Raw genomic sequence first — 17,142 nt, 5'->3', positions numbered from 1 at the left:
CTTACTTGAGCTGCAGCAGTGCGTCCGAGATGTGGAAGCTGTACATGAGCGCCAGCCCGATAAGGCCGGTGACCAGCAGGTAGTAGAGGGTCGGCAGCGCCGTCTTGCGCAGCGTCGCCCCCTCACGACCGAGCAGCCCCACGGTGGCCGAGGCCGCCACCACGTTGTGAATGGCGATCATGTTGCCCGCGGCGGCGCCGACTGCCTGCAGGGCCAGCATGGCGGCGGTGGAGACCCCCAGGGTCTGGGCCACTTCGAACTGGAACTGGCTGAACATCATGTTCGATACCGTGTTGGATCCGGCGATAAAGGCCCCCAGCGCGCCGATGGTGGCGCTGAGGGCCGGGAAGAACTCCCCGACGAGCCCGGCGGCAAAATTGGCGGTGGTCACCGGCATGCTGGCGAGATCCGCCCCGTTGACGCCGGAGTTGATGAAGATGCGCACCATGGGCACGGTGAAAATCAGCACGAAACCGGCGCCGATCAGGGTGCGGCTGGACTCCCCCAGCGCCCGCCCGAAGGGGGCGAGGGAGCGCGATTGCAGCCAGGTGGCGAGCAGGGCGCAGAGCACCAGCAGGCCCCCCGGCAGGTACAGCGGCTCAATGGAGGCGCTGACCCCCTTCTCCCCCAAAAGGTCCGTGAAGGCGAGGCTCACCGACAGGAGGCTCGCCTTGAATGCCGGGCTCACCCGGCTCGCCACCAGCAGGAGCGCCAGCGCCACATAGGGGAGCCAGGCCAGCATGAGCGACATGGGGCGACCGGCGGCCTCTTTGAGATCGAGCTTCAAGGAGCCCAGCCACTCGGCGGGCCACTCGTTCTCGGGGGCGAAATCCCAGGAATTCTTGGGCACCAGAAAACCGGCTCGCGCCGCCGTCACCACCAGGGCCAGCCCCACCAGGCCGCCGATGAGGGACGGGAACTCGGGGCCGAGCAGCATGCCGGTGAGGGCATAGGGGACGGTGAAAGCGAGCCCGGCGAAAATCGCAAACGGCAGGATGGAGAGCCCCTCGGTCCAGCTGCGGTTGCGGCCAAAGAAGCGGGTCAGCATCATCACCATCAGCACCGGCATCAGGGTGCCGACGGTGGCGTGAATGAGGGCCACGTTGGTGGTCACCTGTTGCAGGTAGATGTCCCAGCTGCTGCCACCGGCGCTCAGGGTCTGGCCGATGGCCTGGTTATCCAGCCCCTTGTTGATGCCCACCAGGATGGGGGTGCCTACCGCGCCGAACGACACCGGGGTGGACTGGATCATCATGCCGAGCAGCACCGCGGCGAGCGCCGGAAAGCCGATGGCCACCAGCAGCGGCGCGGCGATGGCGGCCGGGGTGCCAAAGCCCGAGGCCCCTTCGATAAAGGCGCCGAAGCACCAGGCGATGATGATGGCCTGGATGCGCCTGTCCGGCGAGATGTTGGTAAAACCGCCGCGAATGGCGGTGATGGCACCGGTGTGTTTGAGGGTATTGAGCATCAGGATGGCGCCGAACACGATCCAGAGCACGGTCACCGTGATCACCAGCCCCTGCAGGGTGGAGGCGAAGACCCGGGTCGGGCTCATCTGCCAGCCCCAGAGGGCGATGAACACGGTCAACAGGAAGGCGACGGGCATGGCGCGCTTGGCGGGCCAGTTGAGGCCGACCAGCAGCACGGCGGCCACCAGGATCGGCGAGAAGGCCACCAGGGCCAGCAGGGTGTCTGTCATCATTGCGTCCTTGTCCAGAGGGGTGCAGAGGCGCACCTTGTTGTTGTTTTGTTAAGCGGACGTGACCTTACCCTGTTCCTTTTTCGCGATATATGGAAATAATGAACAACATTCGTTCCAAAAGTTGATCAATATGGCCAGTACCGACGACCTCATCCTCTTCGCCCAGGTGGTGGAGGCCGGCTCCTTCAGCAAGGTGGCTGAACAAAATTCCCTGACAAATTCAGTGGTTAGCAAGCGGATCGGGCGTCTTGAAGAGGAGCTCGGGGTGCAGCTCCTCTATCGCACCACCCGCCGGCTCACCCTGAGCGAGGCGGGCAAGGCGCTCTATCAGGGTGCCAAAAATGTGAAGGCCGCCGCACTGGACGCCTTCGACGCGGTGGCGGGATTTGGTGAAAAGGTGAGCGGTCATGTGCGGATGTCGGTGCCCACCATCTCCGGCGAGCTGCTGCTGGCCGATGCGGTGGCCGATTTTTGCCAGCAGCACCCGGGGCTCACGGTGGAGATGTCGCTGGACAACCGCTTCGTCAACCTGGTGGAAGAGGGGTTCGATCTGGTCATTCGCACCGGCTATCTGGATGACTCGAGCCTGATTGCCCGCCACATTCTCGACTCCCAGTGGGTGATCTGCGCCGCCCCCGCCTATGTGCGCCGCTTCGGGGCACCGCGGGAGCCGTCGGATTTGCTCACCCACAACTGCCTGCGCTACGCCTACCAGAGCACGGGGGCTTCGGAGTGGGCCTTCAAGGGGGAAGAGGGCAACTATCTGGTGTCGGTGTCGGGGAGCTTTTCAACCGACAACGCCGGGGCCCTGCGCAAGGCGGCGCTGGGGGGGCGCGGCATCGTCTATGTGCCGCGCTGTCTGGTCTATCACGACCTGATGCAGGGGGATCTGGTGGACTTGTTTCCCGACCGGGTGGGCAAGAAGCTCGGCATCTACGCCGTCTACCCCTTCACCCGCCAGCCGCCGCGCAAGATAAGGCTGCTCATCGAGCACATCCGCCAGCGCTATCTGGAAATTGGCCACTACTTCATCTGAGGCCCTTGTCGGGCCTCAAAGGGCGGATGACGCCGCCTGACGGGAGAGAAACGCCAGGGACTGGCGGTTGAAGTGATCCGGCTGCTCCACATTGCAGACGTGGCCGCACTTTTCGATGATTTCGAGGCAACTGTAAGGGTCGCGGGCCACCTGCTCGCGCACCGGGGCGAGGAACATGTGATCCTCCTCCCCCATCACGTAGAGGGTGGGAATGGGCAGGGCCCGCTCGCGAAAGTAGCGCATCAGGGGGTTCACCTCGGTGGCGAGACGGAACCAGCGCTTGAACTCCTTCTGGCACAGCTTTCTGGCCTCGCGCACGAAGAGGTTGCGGGACTCCTGATGGTGCTGGCGCGGCATGATGATGAAGGCGAACAGGCGGTAGAGCCACATGTAGGGCAGGAAGTGCTGGCCAAGGCGACCAAGCTGCACCAGCACCCGGGAGCGGATGTCGAGACGCAGGATGGCACCGCCGAGCACCATGCTCTTGACCCGCTCGGGGCGAAGCTCCGCCAAATGGCGAATGAGGATGGTGCCAAGGGAGATGCCGACAAAATGGGCGTGGGGGATGCGCAGGTGATCCAGCAGGCGCAGGATATCCTCGGTCACGGCCCGAAAGCTGTAGTGCCCCTTTACCACCTGCTGCAGCTGGTTGGACTGGCCGTGACCGCGAAGGTCCAGCAGCAGCACGTTGAAGTGCTCCCGGTAGGCCCGCAACTGCTTGAACCAGATGGAGGAGCTGCCGCCCGCACCGTGCACGAACACCACCCAATCCCGATCGGGACCCAGTTCAAAGGTCTTGTGGTACAACATCTCATGGGCTCCCGGGGTGATGGGGGGTATACTCGGCGCGCATATTAACAGAAGGCTCACCCCGGTGAACATGCTTCCACCATGATCGGACCAGCCTGGAGTCCCCATGACCCTCGTTCAATTGCGTGAATTTTTGCTCAGCCAGCCCGGCGCCACCGAGGACACCCCCTTCGGCCCGGAGATCCTGGTCTACCGCATCGCCGGCAAGATGTTTGCCCTTGTGGACTGGCAGGCGGAGCCCCTCTCCATCAACCTGAAGTGCGAACCCGAGCTCGCCCTGCTGCTGCGGGAGATCCACCCCGAGGTGAAACCGGGCTGGCACATGAACAAGCAGCACTGGAACACGGTGACCCTGAGTGAAGGCCTGTCTGACGATCTCTGGCAGGGCTGGATAGTCCACTCCTATGAGCGGGTGGTGGCGGGTCTGCCTAGGGCGAAGCGGCCCCAGGCCCCCCGCTCGACCATCAGGGAGGGTTGACCCATGCCGTCTCCTTCTTCTCCTCGCATCGTCCCCCTTGTGGAGGCGCACATTCCAAGACTTTTGGATCTGTTCGAGCAGTCGGTACGCCGCCTGGGGCCTGCACACTACAGCCCGGAGCAGGTGGAGCAGTGGGCCAGGGGCGCCCATCACCCGGGGCTTGCCAGCCAGTTGCGCGAGCACCATGGCTGGGTCATCGAGCAAGACGATGTGCCCCTTGGCTTTGCCACCCTGAGCGATGACGGTCATCTCAGCCTGCTCTACGTGAGCGCGGATCATCCGCGCCAGGGGCTTGGCACCCTGCTGCTGGAGCGGGTGCTGGCAGCCGCCAGCCAGATGGGGCTTGGCAGCCTCACCACGGAGGCGAGCGCCTTCAGCCTCGCCCTCTTCCTGCGTCACGGCTTCCTGCTGACCGGATTGGAGACAGTGGAGCGCGGCGGTGTCCAATTTATCCGCCATCGGCTCCACTGCCGCTTGCCATGACGGGTTCAGCCACTAAAATACGCACCATTTCCCCAAGGCAATGAAGAAAGGGCAGCCATCATGGTGGTAGAGAGCGACGGTTACATTGCGCTGATCGAGTATCTGGTAGAAAGTCTGGGTCTGTTCGAGAGCCAGCAGCAGGGCGGGGGCGCCCAGACCATCGAGGATCTGGTGAGCAGCCGGGTGGCCGGCAACCTGATGGCCATCTGCGAGCAGAACCCCCAGCTCGACCCCAAGGTGCGCTTCCTGATCATGCAGGAGGCCGATGCCGTGGTCGCCGACCTGGAAGAGGTGCTCTCCGCCGTCTGGTTGTCCGCCCCCAGCGAAGCCCAGCAAGCCTTCCTCATCGAGTTCATCGACCTGATCAAGAACCTGTTCGACAGCACCATCGGCTGATCCCATCCCTGCCGTGACGGCAAGGGGACGAGATGCAATGAGGCGAGGAGTGAGGCGGGACGCCCAATGAAAAGGGCCGCCTCATCGGGCAGCCCTGCTTGCTAGCATTGTCAATTCATCGCGCTTGTCAGAGTAATGAATTTCGGGGCAAAAAAATGTGTCTGGTCTTGGCAACCATCCGTGGTCGCTACCCTGTTGGTCAGCCAGGGTTCAGTTTAGTTCCCCACCTGACGCATTTTTTTCAATTATTTTTCATCACAATGACACGGGGGCCTGATGGCCCCCGTGGTATGCAATGACGCCTCAGCGATTCAGGCTGGGAGGCAGGCAGACGCCAATGCCCCCCAGGCCGCAATACCCCTCGGGATTCTTCTCCAGATATTGCTGGTGATAATCCTCGGCATAGTAGAAGGGGGCCAGCGGCAGGATGCGGGTGGTGATGGTGCGCCCGTCACCGCTCGCCGTCATGGCCTGCTGGTAGGCGGCCAGGCTCTGCTGGGCAATCGCCTCCTGGGTGTCGTCCCCGACGAAGATGACGGAGCGATACTGGGTGCCGATGTCGCCACCCTGGCGCATCCCCTGGGCCGGATCATGGTGTTCCCAGAACAGCTTGACGAGATCCCCATAGCTGATGACCTTGGGATCGAACACCACCTGCACCGTCTCGGCGTGGCCGGTCAGGCCGCTGCACACCTCCTTGTAGGTGGGATTGGGGGTCAGCCCCCCCTGATACCCGGCGGCGGTGGAATAGACTCCGGGCTGCTGCCAGAACAGACGCTCCACACCCCAGAAACAGCCCATGCCGAACCAGGCAAGCTCCATCCCCTCGGGCCAGGGTCCCTGGGTCGGGTGGCCGTTTACTGCGTGCACCTGGCCAATCTCCAGCGCTTCCCGCCGTCCCGGCAGCGCCTCTGCCGGTGAAATAATCTGCTCCATATGCCCTGTCCTTGTATAAAACCCCGCGCAATGCGGCTGACGAAAAGGAACACCGAAGATATCAGGTTATTAGCCCGGATCAACCAGGGAGCGGCCCCCGGGGCGACCCTCCCGCCCTCGCCTGCGTCTTCCCCTCCCCGCCCGCACTGGTCAAAATGGCGACAAAAAAACACCAAGTCGATATTTAGTCTTGATTTGTGAATTTATTTTCATATATTGGGCGAATTGCTGCTTTTTTATGGAATGAAACACGTGCGTGAACGCGAACCCAGCCTGGTCCATGCCTTTCGGCAATCCACCCCTTATGTCAATGTGCACCGGGGGGCCACCTTCGTCCTGATGATCGGCGGGGAAGCCATTTGTCACCCCAATTTCGCCAACATCGTCAGCGACATCGCCCTGCTGCAGACCTTGGGGATCCGCCTGGTACTGGTGTTTGGTTCGCGTCCGCAAAATGACGAGGCCCTGGCCCGCGCCGGCATCCAGGCCCAGTATCACAAGCGGATCCGGGTCACCGACGATGCCAGTTTCGCCATCATCAAGCAGGTGTGCGGCGGTCTGCAATACGACATCACCGCCCAGCTCTCCATGGGCCTCGCCAACACCCCCATGCAGGGGGCCCGCATCAGCGTGGTGAGCGGCAACTTCGTCACCGCCCAGCCGCTGGGTGTGGATGACGGCATCGACTTCTGCCACAGCGGCCGGGTGCGTCGCATCGATGTGGAGGGGATCACCCGCCAGCTGGATCAGCACGGCCTGGTGCTCATCTCCCCCATCGGCTGCTCGGTCACCGGCGAGAGCTTCAACCTGAGCTCGGAAGAGGTAGCCCGCCGGGTGGCGGTGGATCTCAAAGCCGACAAGCTCATCTGCTTCAGCAGCACCCAGGGGGTCATGGACAGGCACGGGGAGGCCATCTCCGAGCTCTTCCCCGAGCAGGCCGAAGAGCTGCTGGTGGCGCTGGAGCAGGCGGGGGAAGAGATGTCAGGCACCGCCCGCTACCTGCGCGCGGCCATCGCCTCCTGCCGGGGTGGCGTGCCCCGCTCCCATCTGGTGAGCTATCAGGACGACGGCGCCATGCTGCAGGAGCTGTTCAGCCGCGAGGGGCTGGGTACCCAGATCGTGCGCGAAAGCGCCGAGCGGGCCCGGGCCGCCACCATTGAGGACATCGGCGGCATCCTGGATCTCATCCGTCCTCTGGAGGAGGAAGGGATCCTGGTGCGCCGCTCCCGGGAGCAGCTGGAGATGGAGATAGACAAGTTCACCATCATCGAGCGGGACGGCCTCATCATCGGCTGCGCCGCGCTCTATTGCTTCATGGAAGAAGCCATGGCCGAGATGGCCTGCGTCGCCATCCACCCGGAGTATCGCAACTCCAACCGGGGGGACACCCTGATCGCCAAGGTGGCCGAGCGGGCCAAGCGGCTCGGCATCCGTCGCCTGTTCGTGCTCACCACCCGCTCCATCCACTGGTTCCGGGAGCGGGGCTTCGATCCCCTGGAAGTCGAAGATCTGCCGGTGGAGCGCCAGCGCTTCTACAACTGGCAGCGTCGCTCCAAGGTTTTGTCCAAGACCATTTCGTAACTGATTGATCTTGTGCCTGGTTACCGTCAATTTTGTTCTTTTTTACGAACTCGATTGACAGTGCAATCCAGACCAAGGTATTTGTACATGCACGCCACCTGTCACAGGTGGCACCAGAAGAGGAGCGCTGCCCAGGCAGCCCAGGGGAGGACACCAGTGTCCGGTGAACTTGGGTCAGGGGGAGCAGCGCCGAGACGAGGCGAGTGACTGGACACCGCCACGTCGGCTGCGGGGGCTGAATCCCCCGGGTTGTCATCGGTAGTGGTCATCCCACACCGCGCCCCACCTGGGGCCGGTACGGGATGGGCTCTGCAGGTGGAGTGCTTCTGGCCGGGATCCTCGCGTTTTCCTGCCATTTTTTGCCTCCTCCTCTCTATTTGCCCGATGAAACCGGATTTTCACCTTGAGACAGGAGTATGCAATGAACCCGATCAATGTCGCCAAGTTTGGCGGAACCAGCGTCGCCAATGCCGCGGCCATGAACCACTGCGCCGACGTGGTGCTGGCCAATCCGGCGACCCGGGTGGTGGTGCTGAGCGCCAGCGCCGGCGTCACCAACCTGCTGGTGAGCCTGGCTCAGGGTGAACTGGACGAAGCCGGACAGGATGCCCAGCTTGCCAGGCTTGCCGACATCCAGCTGGCCATTCTGGCCGCCCTTGGCAACCCGAGCGACGTGAGCGCCCTCATCCATGCCCAGCTCGGCGACATTCGCACCATGGCCCGTCAGGCCAGTCAGCACACCGACGCCGAACTCGCCGATCGCCTCATCGCCTGCGGCGAGCTGATGTCCACCCGTCTCTTCACCGAACTCCTGCACCAGCGCGGGGTCAAGGCCCAGTGGCAGGATGCGCGCCAACTGCTGCGCACCGACAGCCGCTTTGGCAAGGCCACCGTGGATCTCGCGGCAACCCGCGCCCTCTGCCAGCAGGCGGTGGGCCCGCTGCTGAGTGACAGCCTGGTCATCACCCAGGGCTTCATCGGTGCCGACGGCGATGGCCGCACCACCACCCTCGGCCGTGGCGGCTCCGACTACAGCGCGGCCCTCCTGGCCGAGGCCCTGGACGCAGGCAGCATCGAGATCTGGACCGACGTGCCCGGCATCTACACCACGGATCCCCGCCTGGTCACCCGCGCCCGCCCCATCCCAGAAATCAGCTTCGTAGAGGCGGCGGAGATGGCCACCTTCGGCGCCAAGGTGCTGCACCCGGCCACCCTGCAACCCGCGCTGCGCCAGGACATCCCGGTGTTCGTGGGCTCCGCCAGGGATCCCGCCGCCGGTGGCACCTGGATCCGCGCCACCACCCGCAGCAACCCGCTGTTCCGGGCCGTGGCCCTGCGCCGCCAGCAGGTGCTGGTGACCCTGCACAGCCTCAACATGTTCCACGCCTACGGCTTCCTGGCCGAGGTGTTCGGCATCCTGGCCCGTCACCGCATCTCGGTGGATCTCATCACCACCTCCGAGGTGAGCGTCTCCCTGACCCTGGATCACACCGGCAGCCAGAGCAACGGCGAACCCATCCTGAACGACAAGGTGCTGGCGGAGCTCGGCCAGCTGTGCAAGGTCGAAGTGGAGACCGGTTTCGCCCTGGTGGCGCTCATCGGCAACCGCATGAGCGAGGCGGCCGGGGTGGGCAGCCAGGTGTTCGACGCCATCCGCGAGCACAACATCCGGATGATCTGCTACGGCGCCAGCGCCCACAACCTCTGCTTCCTGGTCAAAGAGGACGAGGCGGGCCACATCGTCAACTGCCTGCACCGGGAACTGCTCGACTGAGTCGCCCCGGCGCTGGCACACAACGAGCCTCCTCCGCCCCATCACACCCGGGGCGGCCTTCCCCACTCAGCAAAGAGGGGCGCCGCGGCGCCCCTCTTGTCACTCTTCTTCCACCATCAGCTGGTGACCAGGGTGGCCCGGGTGGGCAGCAGATTGGCCCGGATCTGCTCGCGCAACCCTCCCAGCCGTTGCAGCAACCCGGCCTGACCGAGCCCCGCTTCGTCAGGAGCCAGATTGTCCACCAGGGCCGGGAAGTGCTCCCGTACCGCCTGCTCCAGCCAGTCAAGGCGGCGCAGGGTGAGCGGGCCGCAGCTCTTGCCGCTGAGATCATCCAGGATGTCGAGCCGATGGCTGCGGTACATGTCGCGCCACCAGTTGGCCGCCAGCGCCTCGTCGCTTGCCAGCGCCGCACTCCACTCCCCCACCAGTCCCTGCATCCGCGCCAGCACGGGGGCGCTCGCCCCCTCCCGCGACAGGTATTGCAGCTCTCCCCTGGCCCAGGCGAGGCAGAGCTCGCGCCAGCGGCGAAACAGCGGCAAGGGATCCGCCTCGTCCAGCCAGAGCCCGGAGAGGGTGCGGGTTTCCAGCCGCTCAGGCACATGGAAGTCGGGATCGGTGAGGCCGTTGGAGTTGAACTCGTGCAGGGGATCGAAGGGCCACATGTAGCCAAAATCGAACACCGAGATATGCTGGCCGTCATCCAGCAGGTTGCCCGGGCTCGGATCCCAGTCAAACCAGCCCCAGCGGGCCAGCTCCGCCTCCACCGCCAGCATCTGCGCCAGGTTGCGCTCGCAGAGCGTGCGCACCGGCTCCCCCCGCAGCCAGGGGGAGACCAGCACCCCGGCCCGGGCGGAGCCGAAACTGGTACAGACCACGTTGGAGAGGATGGTGGGGTGCAGCTCCCGCAGGCTCTCTATCTCCCGACGCCGCTCCAGCTCGGTGAGAAAGGCGGTCTTGCCGTCCACATTGGCCACCAGAGAGTCCTGGCGGCAGCGTTTCAGGCACCAGTGGTGCCCCTCCACCTTGAGATGGAACACCTCGGCGGTGAGCCCGTGACCGTAGACCTTGACGACGTCCGGGTGATCCTCGGTCAGCCGGACGAGCTGGGGCAGCGGCAGGGGGCAGTCCCGCTCCCGCCCGATCCGGATCTCTTCTTTGCTCTCCAGCATCTGGAGCAATCTGGCCTGACGCGCCGCAACTTTGGGATTCATACATGTACCTCCAACCGTTACTGAGAGACTAAACAGCGCCCCCCTCCCAGACCAGCAGCAAAGGCTCATGATGACGCTTTCATCACAGAATGAGTGCCCCTGGCGGATCGGGATCACAAATTGCTTCACTGTGCTCATCACGGAATATTCATCTTGCTGTCATTAAATTGACATCAAGGAACAAGCCACGCACCATCGGGTCAAAATAGAGGCAGTCGTCGCTGCCATGACCGCTCCAAGGATGAGCCCTTATGAATGCCCCCGTCACCGGCCACCGCCCCGCCTCCCAGCCCCTGGCCGGGCTGTTGCTGGGTCTGCTGACCGCCCTGCTGCTGCTGACCCTCGCCCTGCCGCTGCTCAACCCCGTCAGTTGGCTCGGGCGTGCCGCCCCCCTCATTCTGGGCCCGGCGGATCAGCCCATCGCCACCCTCAATCGCTACAGCCTGCTCTACAAAAGTGACAACCGGGGCTTCTATCTGGTGGTGCGCAGCCAGTGGCAACTGCTCAAACCCCTGCAGGAGGGGGACAAGGTGCGGGTGGAGCTGCTCAACGACAAAGGGGTTCGCATCGATCAGCTGAGCCAGGCGGTGGACAAGCGCCAGAAGTGCCGCAAGGAGCGCTGCACCCTGAGCCTCAACAGCGCCCTGCGCGCCCCCGACGACGCCCTGGACAGCCGCTACCAGCTGCGCATCGGGCTGCTGCTGGCAGACAGGCCGGAGAGCGCCGAATACAGCCAGATCCTCCAGACCCTGCCGGAGCGCGGTTTCAACCTCCTCTACCTGATGACCAGCCTGCTGCTGGTGCTGCTGGTGAGCGCCGCCGTGCTCAAGGCCCTGCTGCCGCGGCTGCGCCGAAGCTACCGCGCCCGGGTGGCAGGCAGCCTGCTGCTTGGCAACCTCACCTTCGTGCTGCTGCACGGCTTCGTGGTGTTCAAGCTGGGGGAATTCCTGTTCTGGTCGGGCTTTCGGCCAGAGCACTACTACCTCGCCTGGGGCAGCATGGTGCTGGGCTGGAGCCTCTGTGCCCTCGCAGGCTTCAGCCTCTATATGGGGCTGCTCTTCACCGCCCTCTCGGGCATCGGGCTGCTCGCCAACTTCATGAAGATCGCCATCTACGGGGTGCCGCTGGGGGGGGACGATCTGGGCAACCTGCTGGCCCTGCTGCACATCCTGCTCGATCAGCACCCTGTGGTGCCGGTACTCGTCGTGCTGGGGCTCCTTTTTCTGGTGTGGCGCTTCGCCCTCTCCCGCTGGATCCTGCGGGGCTTGCTGCGCACCGCCGCCGCCACCGCCGCCTTCTTTGCCCTCTGCGTGTTCGCCACCCAGACCGGCAACAAGCTGCTCGGGGCCAACATCCGCTATGTGGACAGGGCGGTGAACTACCACAGGGACATCATCCGCGCCGGCCCCGGCCTCTACCTGTTCAACCTGGTGGACGAGATGCTGCAAAGCGGCAACGTGTTTCGCTACCCCTTGCAGATCAACGAGCGCACCCCGGAGCTGAGCCTGCCCGCCCAGCCCAGGGCTCCCCGCTTCGATCTGGTGATCGTGCTGCAATACGAGTCGCTCTGGCTTGACTGGCAGGGCCGTCTCTGCGCCCCCGCCCCCACCTTGAGCCTGCCCGCCAGCGTGGCCCAATGGCGCAAGACCATCCACTCCCCCACCACGGGCGGCATGACGGTACTGGCGGAGTTCGAGATGAACACCGGCCTGCCGGTGGGCCTGCTCAAACAGGGGGTGGTGCCCTACTACTACCTCTCGGACCGGGTGCCCGGCCTTGCGCGCAGCGCAGCCCAAAGCGGCTACCAGACCCTGTTCGCCCACCCCTATGTGGAGAAGTTCTGGGGCCGCGCCAAGGCGATCCCGGCCCTCGGCTATCAGGAGCGCTGGTTCGATACCCGCTTCACCGCCCTCGAGCACAAGGGGCTCTACATCTCCGACGATGCCCTCATCGATCACCTGCTCAAACGCAGCAACCAGGACGATCAGCCCCTGTTCGCCTACGCGGTCACCATGCAGGGGCACGGCCCCTTCGACGGGGATCGCTACCGGGCCCAGCAGCGCAGTGGCGCCTGCCCGGATCAGAGCCCGGCGGATACCCAGTTGCTCAACACCTACTACACCGGGGTGGTGGATGCCATGGCCTCCCTGGAGCGGCTGCTCAAGACCCTGGACAACTCCGGCAAGCGCTACCTGGTGGTGGCCTTCGGGGACCACCAGCCCTTCCTGATGTCGGCGGGCAAGGGTATCCACGGCACCAAACCACCACGGGATGCCAGCTACCAGATCCCCATGATGGCCTTCACCCGGGCCGGGGACGGGCTGGATCTCGCCCGCCAGTTCGACCCGGTGCGCCAGCTCTACCAGATGGGCCAGGCCACAAGGCAGCTGCTGGCGGGGGACCTCACCCCTATCCGGGACCAACCCCTGCTCCACCCGGTGCTCGGGGAGGAGAAAGGCTTCGACCCCTCCCCCCTGGTGCCGCAGATCCGCGCCAGCTTCCGGCCCGATGCATTGCCCTGATCGATTGAGACACGAGGGACACAGATCCTTGCAACACCTTCCGGGCCGATGCCCTGCCCTGATCCGAAGCGAAGTAGCAGACGACAAAGAGGTCGCCCGGGCGGCCTCTTTGTCTATGTGCCGATGCAACTATGGCAGGCAGTGCAGTGACTCACTCCCCAAGCCAGGACTCGCACAGGGTGAGACTCTGGGCATCGAGATCCAGTTCGGCCTCGATGCCAAGGGGCAGGGTCAGCATGGGGTGGGTGTGGGCACAGTCATACTCCGCCAAAATGGGGAAGGTCGGCTCCCCCACGACCTCCAGCAGGATGTCGAGGGGCCGCCTGCAGCTGCCCTCGCTGTCGAACAGCTCGTGTTTGCCGAGCACCAGGGCACCGATGCGCTCAAACACCCCGCACAGCTTGAGGTGGGCAAAGGAGCGCTCCACCGTTTCGGCGGTTTTGAGGCTGTCCTCAAGCAGCAGAATGTCGCCCCGCTCGATGGACGGCATAAAGGGGGAACCCCAGATCCCCGCCAGGGTATTGAGGTTGCCGCCAATGAGCCGACCCCGCACCCGGCCAGTGCCCACCGAGATCAGCCGGTTTGGCCAGCACTGCTTGGCCCGGGTCTGATGCTCCCAGTCGAGCCTCTCCTCGGTCCATTGCGTCGGAGTCGGCAACCGGTGGGGCAGGCTGGCGCCACCGGCCATGCAAACGGACAGGAAGCCCGCCAGGGTCTCGTCCACCAGCGGCGAGAGCTCGCCAAAGGAAGCTACCAGCGCCGGGCCATAGAAGGTGACGAGGCCGGTCTGGGCATGAATGCCGAGCAGCAGGGCCGTTACGTCGGAGTAGCCGATGACTATCTTGGGATCCCGCTTCAGCGCATCAAAATCGAGGTAGGGCAGCAGGGAGTTGGAGTTGCTGCCACCAATCACCGACATGATTGCTCGCACTTGTGGATCGCGAATGAGGGCATTGAGCTCGGCGGCCCGCGCCGCGATGGAGCCGGAGCGCCAGTGATCCTGTTCGCCGGTCAGGCTGCCCGCCTTGAGTTCGAAGCCCTGCGCCGCCAGATAAGCCTTGGCGCGAGCAAAGCGGTTCGGCGCCCAGGCGGTGGCCGCGCTGGAGGGGGAGAAGAAACCTATGGTGTCGCCGGAATTGAGCCCCGGCGGTTTGAGTAAGGTCATGGATGCAGCCCTGCCATATGAGATGAACGCCGCCGGGAAATGCGAGCCCGGCGCCAGACTGCATCCTACTGCGGCCTTTGAACGCCCGGCAAGGGCGAAAAATCGCACTCACAGTGCTCGTTTTTGTTTAGAAAAATCAAATGACTTTCGCTACATGCACACAAAAACTGAACAATAACAGCACAGATCGCGCCCTTTCCCCGGCTTTAAGGTGCCTATCACGCGCTGATACATGGCCGCGAGGTCAGTTCCCGCCTCTCCCGACGACATCCCGCCGCCGTTCCCCAATAAAAAAGCCGATCTCGCGATCGGCTTGGGCATTGGCTTCTAACGGCGTGAGCGCAAGCTCACACCACCACGGCGGTGCCGCTGATACTGACCATCAGCATGCTGCCGTTCTGGCCCACCACCTCGTAGTCGATGTCGATGCCCACCACGGCGTTGGCCCCCAGCGCCTGGGCACGCTCCTTGAGCTCCTCGAAGGCGATCTCCCGGGCCCGGGCCAGCTCTTTTTCGTAGGCGCCGGAGCGACCGCCGATGATGTCGCGGATGCCGGCGAACAGATCCTTGAAGATGTTGGCGCCGAGGATGGCTTCGCCCACGACGATGCCGCGGTACTCGCGAATGGTCTTGCCTTCCAGGGTGGGGGTGGTTGAGAGGATCATGAGGTCTCCTGTGAGTTGGGCTGGGTGCGCGAAGCACCGTTGCCGTCATGGTAGCAAGGCGTTGGCCAAAGCATAAGCCCGGCGTGGCCAGGGGCTTCAAGCACAGCGCCCGCCAGGTTCATCAAGGTGCCATCCATAGGGCCTGTGTCGTGCCACTTTCCCCCGCACAGCGACCTTGGGCACCGGTGCTGGGGAGAGGGTTTCCGGGCCACGATGAAAGCGGGGCCTTGATGATGCAGACACGACGGCAGCTGCACCGGCCCCCTGAACGGCGGCAGGCGCTGCCAGGAGCGCCCCGCGTCGGCCATAAAAAAAGGAGAGGCAAGCCTCTCCTTTTTGATGTTCGCAGCGGCAGCCGCCATGCACTCAGTGCAGCTTCATGCTCGGGCGCAGCACCCGGTTGATGCGGCCCACCAGCATGATGAGGCCGGTCTTGATGTAGCCGTGCAGGGCCACCTGGTGCATCCGGTAGAGGGAGATGTAGACGATGCGGGCGATGTAGCCCTCCACCATCATGGAGCCCCGCATCAGGTTGCCCATCAGGCTGCCCACGGTGGAGAAGCGGCTCAAGGAGACCAGGGAGCCGTGATCGTGGTAACGGTAGGGCTTCATCTCGCCGCCGTTCATCTTGGCCAGGATGTTCTTGAACGCCTGGGTCGCCATCTGGTGGGCGGACTGGGCGCGGGGCGGCACGAACTTGCCGTCCGGCTGCGGGCAGGCGGCGCAGTCGCCGATGACGAAGATGTTCTCGTCCCGGGTGGTCTGCAGGGTCTCGTGGACCACCAGCTGGTTGATGCGGTTGGTCTCGAGGCCCGCGATCTCCTTCATGAAGTCCGGCGCCTTGATGCCCGCGGCCCACACCATGAGGTCTGCTTCAATCAGCTCCCCATCCTTGGTGTGCAGACCCTCGGCGGTCGCTTCGGTGATCATGGTGGCGGTGCGCACGTCCACGCCCAGCTTCACCAGCTCCTGATGGGCGGAGCCGCTGATGCGCTCCGGCAGGGCCGGCAGGATGCGGGGGCCCGCTTCCACCAGGGTCACCTTGAGACTGTCGGTGGTGAGGTTCTTGAAGCCGTAGGCGTAGAGCTGCTCCACCGCGTTGTAGAGCTCGGCAGAGAGTTCGACGCCGGTGGCGCCACCGCCAACGATGGCGATCTTCACCTTGTCACCGGGCTGGTATTCGGTGGCGAACTGCAGGAAGCGGTTCATCATGCTGTTGTAGAAGCGGTGCGCCTGGGAGGGGCTGTCCAGGAAGATGCAGTGATCTTTGATGCCCTTGGTGTTGAAGTCGTTGGAGACGGAGCCGATGGCCATCACCAGGATGTCGTAAGCCACTTCCCGCTCGTTGACCACCAGGGCGCCGCTCTCGTCGTGGATCGGCGCCAGCACGATGCGTTTCTCGTCGCGCTTGATGTCGGTCAGGCTGCCGAGCTGGAATTCGAAGCCGTGGTTCTTGGCGTGGGACTGGTAGCTCAGGGCGTCGATGCCCGCATCCATGGAGCCGGTGGCCACTTCGTGCAGCAGGGGTTTCCACAAGTGGGTGCGATTGCGATCCACCAGGGTGATCCTGGCCTTGTTCTTCTTGCCCAGCTTGCGGCCCAGGCTGGTCGCAAGCTCGAGACCACCGGCGCCACCGCCTACAACGACAATATTCATCATGATGATTTTCCTTGGTTCCTCAAAACGAAAGGGAGCCATTGGCTCCCTAAAACGAAATCGGTTGACGTGATGGCTCAGGCTTCTTTGAAGGCCTTCATCCGTTGCAGATGGTGCGAGATGTTCTTGAACTTATGGGTCTCGCGCTCATCCCATACGATGTCGTAATAGTTCTTCAATTCACGTTCAGTGTCCCGATTATCGCGGATTTCATCCTGAACGGAAAGGATGCACAGGCAGTTTCCTGAATTTTTATTACGAAATTCGGTTACACACTTGGTGCCGATGTCCTCGTACTCTTCCGGCCTGTCGATCTTGCCCTGCATGTTCTCTTCCGGGTGCAGATTGGGGTTGAAGACCACCTGCTTGATGCCGCACAGAAACCCGATCCGCTCGCTCCAGTAGCCACCCAGGCCCACGCCGCAGATGAGGGGTTTGGGATCGGTGCTCATGTCGAGCTGCTTCTTCACTTCCTTGAGCAGATGGCTCATGTCGTGGCGGGGGTGAACCGTGCTGTAGTGCACGAAACGCACATCATCATCGATAAACTGCAACTGCAGCACTTTTTCATGATTGCCGGGGCTGGTGGCATCAAAGCCATGCAGATAGATGATCATGGACAAGACCTCAAAAACTGTGTCGGTTCTATCGAAACTACCCCAGCGACAGGGCCTTGCGCCACCAAAACATCCCACTTTCTTGCTTTGGATCACGCCCCTTCGGGCCA

The 17,142-nt window shown here is 63.7% G+C and carries 15 protein-coding genes and 1 riboswitch; of the genes, 7 read left to right on the top strand and 8 right to left on the bottom strand.

Translation table 11 applies throughout. The features are described from left to right. Nucleotide 1: 1 nt before the first annotated feature. Nucleotides 2-1,699 carry an L-lactate permease gene (locus AB5Y47_RS05225; protein ID WP_139700293.1) on the bottom strand — a complete coding sequence of 566 codons (1,698 nt, stop codon included), beginning with the start codon at nt 1,697-1,699 and terminating at the stop codon, nt 2-4. Nucleotides 1,700-1,760: 61 nt separating this feature from the next. On the opposite strand from AB5Y47_RS05225, the gene AB5Y47_RS05220 reads away from it, so the two are divergent. Then, a complete protein-coding gene (locus AB5Y47_RS05220) occupies nt 1,761-2,738 on the top strand; it encodes a LysR family transcriptional regulator (protein ID WP_080988704.1) in 978 nt (325 codons plus the stop codon). A gap of 15 nt (nt 2,739-2,753) precedes the next feature. On the opposite strand, the gene AB5Y47_RS05215 is transcribed toward AB5Y47_RS05220, so the two are convergent. Next, nucleotides 2,754-3,548 carry an alpha/beta fold hydrolase gene (locus tag AB5Y47_RS05215; protein WP_104452773.1) on the bottom strand — a complete coding sequence of 265 codons (795 nt, stop codon included), beginning with the start codon at nt 3,546-3,548 and terminating at the stop codon, nt 2,754-2,756. Nucleotides 3,549-3,654: 106 nt separating this feature from the next. Between AB5Y47_RS05215 and AB5Y47_RS05210 the strand changes: the two genes are divergently transcribed. Genes AB5Y47_RS05210 through AB5Y47_RS05200 form a run of 3 tightly spaced genes read left to right on the top strand, consistent with a single transcriptional unit; the run spans nt 3,655 to nt 4,905 of the window. Beyond that, on the top strand, nt 3,655-4,026 hold the full coding sequence (locus tag AB5Y47_RS05210; protein WP_103243323.1) for an MmcQ/YjbR family DNA-binding protein: 372 nt from the start codon (nt 3,655-3,657) through the stop codon (nt 4,024-4,026). Between the two features lie 3 nt (nt 4,027-4,029). Beyond that, complete coding sequence (locus AB5Y47_RS05205; protein WP_368219978.1) at nt 4,030-4,509, top strand: GNAT family N-acetyltransferase; 480 nt, start codon at nt 4,030-4,032, stop codon at nt 4,507-4,509. A 60-nt stretch (nt 4,510-4,569) separates the two neighbouring features. Beyond that, entirely contained in the window at nt 4,570-4,905 is a 336-nt protein-coding gene (locus AB5Y47_RS05200) for a DUF3802 family protein (protein ID WP_368219977.1), read from the top strand. A 303-nt stretch (nt 4,906-5,208) separates the two neighbouring features. Here AB5Y47_RS05200 and msrA read toward each other — a convergent pair whose 3' ends face one another. Beyond that, complete coding sequence (gene msrA / locus AB5Y47_RS05195) at nt 5,209-5,841, bottom strand: peptide-methionine (S)-S-oxide reductase MsrA (RefSeq protein WP_010674365.1); 633 nt, start codon at nt 5,839-5,841, stop codon at nt 5,209-5,211. A 252-nt stretch (nt 5,842-6,093) separates the two neighbouring features. Between msrA and argA the strand changes: the two genes are divergently transcribed. After that, nucleotides 6,094-7,422, top strand: a complete 1,329-nt coding sequence (gene argA / locus AB5Y47_RS05190; RefSeq protein ID WP_041215931.1) for an amino-acid N-acetyltransferase — start codon at nt 6,094-6,096, stop codon at nt 7,420-7,422. Nucleotides 7,423-7,531: 109 nt separating this feature from the next. Next, a riboswitch (Lysine riboswitch) is annotated at nt 7,532-7,756 on the top strand. An 87-nt stretch (nt 7,757-7,843) separates the two neighbouring features. Continuing rightward, nucleotides 7,844-9,196, top strand: a complete 1,353-nt coding sequence (gene lysC, locus AB5Y47_RS05185; protein ID WP_368219976.1) for a lysine-sensitive aspartokinase 3 — start codon at nt 7,844-7,846, stop codon at nt 9,194-9,196. Between the two features lie 116 nt (nt 9,197-9,312). Here lysC and AB5Y47_RS05180 read toward each other — a convergent pair whose 3' ends face one another. Further along, complete coding sequence (locus tag AB5Y47_RS05180; protein ID WP_010674362.1) at nt 9,313-10,407, bottom strand: hypothetical protein; 1,095 nt, start codon at nt 10,405-10,407, stop codon at nt 9,313-9,315. Between the two features lie 251 nt (nt 10,408-10,658). Here AB5Y47_RS05180 and AB5Y47_RS05175 point away from each other — a divergent pair, with 251 nt between their 5' ends. Continuing rightward, on the top strand, nt 10,659-12,929 hold the full coding sequence (locus AB5Y47_RS05175; RefSeq protein ID WP_368219974.1) for an LTA synthase family protein: 2,271 nt from the start codon (nt 10,659-10,661) through the stop codon (nt 12,927-12,929). A 151-nt stretch (nt 12,930-13,080) separates the two neighbouring features. Here the strand turns inward: AB5Y47_RS05175 and AB5Y47_RS05170 are convergent, their stop codons facing one another. The 4 genes from AB5Y47_RS05170 to ycfP form a co-directional block, all read right to left on the bottom strand. Further along, on the bottom strand, nt 13,081-14,094 hold the full coding sequence (locus AB5Y47_RS05170) for a S66 peptidase family protein (protein WP_045525149.1): 1,014 nt from the start codon (nt 14,092-14,094) through the stop codon (nt 13,081-13,083). A 347-nt stretch (nt 14,095-14,441) separates the two neighbouring features. Continuing rightward, complete coding sequence (locus AB5Y47_RS05165; RefSeq protein WP_124244354.1) at nt 14,442-14,759, bottom strand: heavy metal-binding domain-containing protein; 318 nt, start codon at nt 14,757-14,759, stop codon at nt 14,442-14,444. Between the two features lie 366 nt (nt 14,760-15,125). Continuing rightward, nucleotides 15,126-16,418 (bottom strand): NAD(P)/FAD-dependent oxidoreductase, encoded by a 1,293-nt coding sequence (locus AB5Y47_RS05160; protein WP_041212859.1) that lies wholly within the window; start codon nt 16,416-16,418, stop codon nt 15,126-15,128. 74 nt (nt 16,419-16,492) lie between these two features. Then, nucleotides 16,493-17,032, bottom strand: coding sequence for an alpha/beta hydrolase YcfP (gene ycfP, locus AB5Y47_RS05155; RefSeq protein ID WP_005331594.1), 540 nt, complete (start codon nt 17,030-17,032; stop codon nt 16,493-16,495). Nucleotides 17,033-17,142: the final 110 nt, after the last annotated feature.

Origin of the sequence: Aeromonas sp. R7-2, from assembly GCF_040908105.1 — a bacterium.
Lineage (GTDB): Bacteria > Pseudomonadota > Gammaproteobacteria > Enterobacterales > Aeromonadaceae > Aeromonas > Aeromonas caviae.
Note: the sequence above shows the minus strand (reverse complement) of the source record. Positions and strands in the feature narration are given on the sequence as shown.